3 protein-coding genes are annotated in these 6,485 nt (G+C 43.5%); 2 read left to right on the forward strand and 1 reads right to left on the reverse strand.

Translation table 11 applies throughout. The features are described 5' to 3' along the window. Positions 1–345 precede the first annotated feature (345 nt). Positions 346–3,147, forward strand: coding sequence for an ATP-binding protein (locus JUI58_RS01405; RefSeq protein WP_204101955.1), 2,802 nt, complete (start codon positions 346–348; stop codon positions 3,145–3,147). Positions 3,148–3,228: 81 nt separating this feature from the next. Here JUI58_RS01405 and recA read toward each other — a convergent pair whose 3' ends face one another. Then, complete coding sequence (gene recA / locus JUI58_RS01410; protein WP_204101956.1) at positions 3,229–4,419, reverse strand: recombinase RecA; 1,191 nt, start codon at positions 4,417–4,419, stop codon at positions 3,229–3,231. Positions 4,420–4,625: 206 nt separating this feature from the next. Between recA and JUI58_RS01415 the strand changes: the two genes are divergently transcribed. Then, positions 4,626–6,287 carry a DUF3352 domain-containing protein gene (locus JUI58_RS01415; RefSeq protein ID WP_204101957.1) on the forward strand — a complete coding sequence of 554 codons (1,662 nt, stop codon included), beginning with the start codon at positions 4,626–4,628 and terminating at the stop codon, positions 6,285–6,287. Positions 6,288–6,485 lie beyond the last annotated feature (198 nt).

The following is a 6,485-nucleotide window of genomic DNA, read 5'->3' on the forward strand; positions in this document are numbered from 1 at the left end:
ACTATCTCAGTGACCTTAAGATTGTTTAACTACTAACGACAGAGCGGGGAACTAGCTTCGCATTCCAAGGTGTCGTGACCCAAATAACGTAGTACGCAAGGTACTGAGTCTGGTCAGAATGGCTTGTTAGATTTCTCTTTCAAGCCTCACGCCTTTAGGCTGAGGTTCCTGACTTGCTCTAGCTAAAATTCAGTGTATTATAAATGTAACACTAAATGCAAAAATAATTAATCGCAATATGGTAGAAAATTGCTGGGAGATTAGCCAAAAATTTTGGGGAATGTTTAGGAAAATTAGTAGATAATGAGGACAATAGATTTTGAGGTTTAGGAGATTTTGTTTGCAATGCCATCTTTTTCTAGCCAACAAAAAATACCCCTTTATGTGGTTTTCACAGTCCAACTGGCCTTGCAAGTTATCGGTATTACGAGTTTAGTGGCTTATCTGTCCTATCGCACTGGGCAAAATGCGATCGCACAATTAGCCAATGAATTGATGACAGAACAAGGAGAACGCATCGATCGCCACCTTAATGATTATTTGGGCAGAGGTCAAGCCATTAACTCGGCAAATTTGGCGGCATTTCAGGCCGGAATTTTAGATATTAACGATTTTGATGCCCTTGGTCGATATTTTTATCGGCAGATACTATTGTTTGATTTTGCTGCTATTGGTTTTGGGGGAGCGGATGGTTCCTTTCGTGCCAATGCTTACTTATCAGAAGATAACCTTGTAACTGGAGAAATCCCTCGGTCTAATCTGAGGACTGTGACTCGATATAAAGTGGACGAGAAGGGAAATAAGGGAGATGTGCTGAAGGTGCTGGAAAATACAGAAAGAAACGATTTGGCTTGGTATACCGATGCCGTCGAAGCCGGAGGACCAGTTTGGAGTGCGGTTTATACTTGGGATGGTTTCCCCGATCGCATTAGTATCTCTGCCAGTACCCCTATTTATAACGAGCAAAAGCAATTGTTAGGAGTTTTTGGAATTGATATCGAACTCCATCAACTCGGTCAATTTTTGCAAGAACTAAAAGGCGATCGCGCAGGCAATATTTTTATTATGGAGCAATCGGGGTTGATCGTGGCTACTTCTGCCGATGAATCCCCTGTCCCCCTCATCAATGGGAAAGAAATAAGACTCAATGCCAAGGATTCACAAGATCCCTTTACCCGCAATGTTGCGCGCTATTTAATGCAACACTATGGAAATTTGTCCGAGATCGCAGAAGAGTCATTATTGCGCCCGGATCTCCCTCACCACCCTTTTGTTAAAGTGAGTCCCTATCGCGATGAATACGGACTGGACTGGCTGATCGTCACAGTTATACCAGAGTCGGAATTTTTGGGAGAAATTCATGCCAGTATTCGTCGCACTGTCGTTTTATGCGGATTAGCCTTAATAGTGGCGATCGCCAGCGGCCTGTGGACATCGAGGCGAATTTCGCGATCGCTGCTTCAACTCACTCAAGCAACCCAAGATTTTGCCAACGGCAACCTCGATCGCTCCCTGAAATCTACCCGAATTCGCGAGGTAGAAACCCTGTCGGAATCCTTTCGTCAGATGGCGCAATCCCTCCGGGAGGCGGAAAAATTGCGCCAAAACTATCAGCAAGATTTAGAGCGGCAAGTTGCGGAAAAGACTGGTAGCCTACAATCTACTTTAAAAGAACTCACTATTGCCAAGGATAAAGCAGAAGTGGCGAACCGAGCCAAAAGCACCTTTCTTGCTAATATGAGCCACGAATTACGCTCTCCTTTAAATGCGGTATTGGGATTTTCTCAACTGATGCTGCGATCGCAGAAATTATCTTCAGAAGAGCAAGAAAATATCAGTATTATTAATCGTAGTGGTGAATATCTTTTAACCTTGATTAATAATGTTTTAGATTTATCCAAAATAGAAGCGGGAAAGATATCCCTCAATCCTCAAAATTTCGACCTCTATAGACTCTTAAACGAGATTGAAGATATTTTCTCTCTCAGAGCCGAAAGCAAACAGTTACAACTACTATTTGAATGGGATCGCAATACCCCACAATACATTGCCACAGACCCTATAAAATTGCGTCAAGTCTTGATTAATCTGCTCAATAATGCTTTAAAATTCACCTCCGAGGGTGGAGTTTCCTTAAGAATTACTGCAACAAATCCCAAACAATTATCCGTGGTTAATGGGAACACAATTGATACTCATAAAAACAACAATAATCAACAACAAACAACAATAAAATTTGAGATTGAAGATACAGGAGAGGGCATTGCGAAAGAGGAACTCGATCTACTTTTTGAAGCCTTCGGGCAAACCCAAACTGGAAAAAATGCTCAAGAAGGAACTGGTTTAGGCTTACCCATTAGTCGTAAATTTGTTCAGTTGATGGGAGGCGATATTACCGTGAGTTCTCAGGTAGGAATAGGGACAATATTTGCCTTTGATATTCAAGTGCAAATTGTCACGGCAAAAGATATCGAAAATAGAGAAGAAAAATCTCGCGTCATTGGTCTTAAATCTAATGATTCTCCTTGTAAAATATTAGTTGTTGATGATAAAGAAGTTAATCGTAAATTATTAATCAAATTGTTGCAACCATTAGGATTTGAGCTACAAGAAGCGCGTAATGGCAAAGAAGCAATTGCCATTTGGGAAAACTGGCAGCCCCATTTAATTTGGATGGATATAAGGATGCCTGTAATGGATGGCTATGAAACTGTGCAATATATTAAAAGCACAACGAGAGGACAAGCAACCGCAGTAATTGCCTTAACTGCTAGTGTTTTAGAAGAAGAAAAAATTATCACGCTTTCAGCCGGATGTGATGATTTTGTCAGAAAACCTTTTCGAGAATCAACAATTTTTGAAATAATGGCAAAACATTTAGAAATTAGCTATCTATATGCAGAAAATTCATTATCAGAGGAAACTAAACCTACTTCTCCATTAACAACTGAGAGTTTAGAAGTAATGTCTGTTGATTGGTTAACTCGCGTCTATCAAGCGGCTCTCAAACTTGAAGATTATTTAGTACTTAGTTTAATTGCCGAAATTCCCGAACAACATCGCTCTTTAGGAGACGCATTAACTGATTTAGTCAATCAATTTCGTTGCGATGCGATCGCCAGTTTAATTAAACCGTTATTGAAGTGAAGGCGATCGCCAATGAGAATTATTTCCCCCCAGTTTGACAGAGTAGAGGCGTTTACTTAAAACACCTCTACTATTTTAATTTTATTCCTCTTCCTTCATCGCCGATGCCTTCGATTTGCGTCCTCGCTTAGAAGTCCCAGAATTACTCATTCCCACCATGATCGCATCCAAATTATTATTATCTTGATCTTCATTCTCCTTCTCTTCCTCTGCCTTTTTCTTCGCCTCAGCCGCAGCAGCAGCAGCCACAGAATTCGCCGAAACCGTCGCCCCAGCCATCAGTTTTTCCCGCACCTGTTGAGAGACTTCCTTCGCCATCTCCAGGTTAGCCTCCAGATACTTGACTGCATTATCGCGACCTTGGGCAATATTATCCCCTTTGTAGCTGTACCATGCGCCTTTGCGTACCACCACATCGGTTTGTTCCGCTAAATCCAAAACACAGCCCCAACTAGAAATTCCACTCCCAAAAATAATATCAAATTCAGCAATGCGGAAAGGAGGAGCAATTTTATTTTTAGCCACCTTGACTTTAGCGCGAATGCCATATTCTCCCTCACTGCCTCGTTTTAGGGTTTGAATGCGGCGAATATCCAAACGCACTGAAGCATAAAACTTAAGGGCATTTCCCCCCGTTGTGACTTCCGGACTACCATAAGTGACCCCGATTTTTTGTCGTAACTGGTTGAGAAAAATAATCGTTGCTTCTGATTTGCCCACATTCCCAGCAATTTTCCGCAACGCTTTACTCATCAGCCGCGCTTGCAAACCCACCTGTATATCTCCCATTTCCCCCTCAATTTCGGCTCGAGGGACGAGGGCGGCTACGGAGTCAATGACAACAATATCAACAGCAGCCGATCGCACTAACTGATCCACGATTTCTAAGCCCGATTCCCCGGTATCCGGTTGCGCCACGAGGAGGTTCTCGATATCCACTCCCAAAGCCGCAGAATAGGCGGGATCGAGGGCGTGTTCCGCATCTATGAAGGCCGCAACACCCCCTGATTTTTGTACCTCCGCGATCGCGTGCAGTGCTAAAGTAGTTTTACCGGAACTTTCTGGACCATAAATCTCAACAATTCGACCTTTGGGTAGTCCTCCCCCCAAGGCCAAATCTAAGGTTAATGCCCCAGTAGGGATGGTTTCCACCCGCATTCGGGTCGCATCCCCCAAACGCACGATCGCGCCTTTACCAAAATTGCGCTCGATTTGGTTGAGAACTAATTTAAGTGCCTTTTCTTTTTCGGGATTTTGAGAGAGAGTTTCCATAGAATGCCTCAACGCTATAATTTCTAAAACTTTCGTTCGGGTTCAACAAATCGGATTGCGTTCATTTTAAACACAAATCCAGTTTAGTACATCAGTTATATTCTACCGATGCTGGGTTTGTTGAATTTTTAATCATAATAACCTAGTTTTTGCAAAAAACCTAATGATGAAATAATGATAGAACTGCATTGCAATCGGAGTTGCCCATGAGACTGCGTTCTCTCTTCCTCGTTTTAATCGCTGTTACTGTTGTTTGCCTGTCTTTGGCGGGAGGTGGCATCTATTGGGTATTGGCGCAAAGTCCCCTCAGTTTGAAGGATGGCGGTACGAAATTGATGCCAGAAGGGGCGATGTTTGTTCCTGCCCAGGCTCCGGCGATGGTATCGTTGTTGGTAAATCCCGATCGCCTGGAAGCGTTATTACAACTGGAAACCCCTCTTTCTCAGAGAAGGCGATCGCGCAAAGAACTGGATGAAATTAAAGCGGGGTTGCTGGCAAAAACGAATTTGAATTATTACGCCGATGTGAAAGGCTGGTTGGGGGACGAAATAACCGTGGCGATGACTTCCCTCGACTACGATCGCAATCCCGAAAATGGGCGCAAAGCGGGCTATTTATTGGTGGTTTCGGCGAAAGATGGAGAATATGCGAAAGAATTTTTACAATTGTTTTTCTCCCGCAGCGCGATCGCGGGAGATGCGGATCTGGTTTTTGAACCCTATCAGGGGGTGAATTTAATTTACACGCGATCGCGCCAAACCGAAGAGACTTCCCTCGCGAGTGCAGTGGTGGGCGATCGCTATGTCCTTTTTGCCAATCATCCGAAAGTGCTGCGGGATGCCATTAATAATGTACAGGCTGCCAGCATCAATCTGGCCCATTCAGAGAACTATAAAGCAGCACTGGCAACCATTAAAACGCCTCGTATTAGCATTGCTTATGCGAATCTCCTCGCGTTAACTAAAGACTTGGAAGGGGAACCCACGGAACCCACTCCTACTTTAACCCTTGCCTTTGCCCTCGATCGCCAAGGATTGCTGGCTCAAAGCGCTCTTTCTGGGGTGGTAAAATCGGAAACACCTCAACCTCTCCTCTCGGAACCGATCGCGGCTTTAAGCTATCTTCCCTCGCAAACCATATTAACGGCGGCTGGGGTAGATTTACAGGGATTTTGGCAACAAATATTAACGGGTTTTGGGGAAAATAGCCCCATTTCCGATCTTTTGGTGGGAGCATTAAATCAATGGCAAGATCCTTGGGGATTAAATTTACCTGAAGATATTTTTAGTTGGGTCCGAGGAGAATATGCTCTTTCTCTGTTACCGAATGAAAACCCAGGGAAAACCCGTTGGTTATTTGTCAGCCAGCGTAATGAGGAAGATCGGGACAAGATCGAGGCTAATTTGGCACATTTGGACGATTTGGCCAAAGAACAAGGATTGAATATTGGTAATGTAACATTAGGGGAACAACCGGTTAAAATCTGGGCGGAATTTATAGCCAGTGGGGGTAAAATTGATGCAGATGTACGCGGAGTTCGCACGGTGGTGGATGATTACCAACTCATTTCCAACTCTTTAGATGCGATCGCCAAAGCGACTAATCCTAATTTTGAATCTTTGGCTGAAAGCGCAACTTTTCAAGAGGCGATCGCGCCTTTACCTTCGGAAAATAATGGCTATTTGTACATCAATTGGCGCAAAGTTCGCCCCATTTTCGAGGCAAAATTTCCAGGGTTGCGCTTGTTAGAACTTGCTGGACAACCTTTATTCGATCGCTTAGATTCTCTAACTTTAACCAGTATTGGCAATCAAGAGGGGGTGAGTCGTGCCACCATGTTGTTAAAAATGGGACTCAAAGATCGCTAAACCTGGGTGCATCTCAGCTTTGTAAAAATGTAAAAACAGCGAGCAAGATGCTCGCACTACCTCAATTATCATGTATTTCAGCTTTGTAAAAATGTAAAAACAGCGAGCAAGATGCTCGCACTACCTCAATTATCATGTATTGTAGTGGGAGCGTCTCGCTCCCTAGCTCTAATTATCCGGAGCAATGTTGTAAATTTG

The sequence above is a fragment of the Spirulina sp. CCY15215 genome (assembly GCF_016888125.1).
GTDB lineage: Bacteria > Cyanobacteriota > Cyanobacteriia > Cyanobacteriales > Spirulinaceae > CCY15215.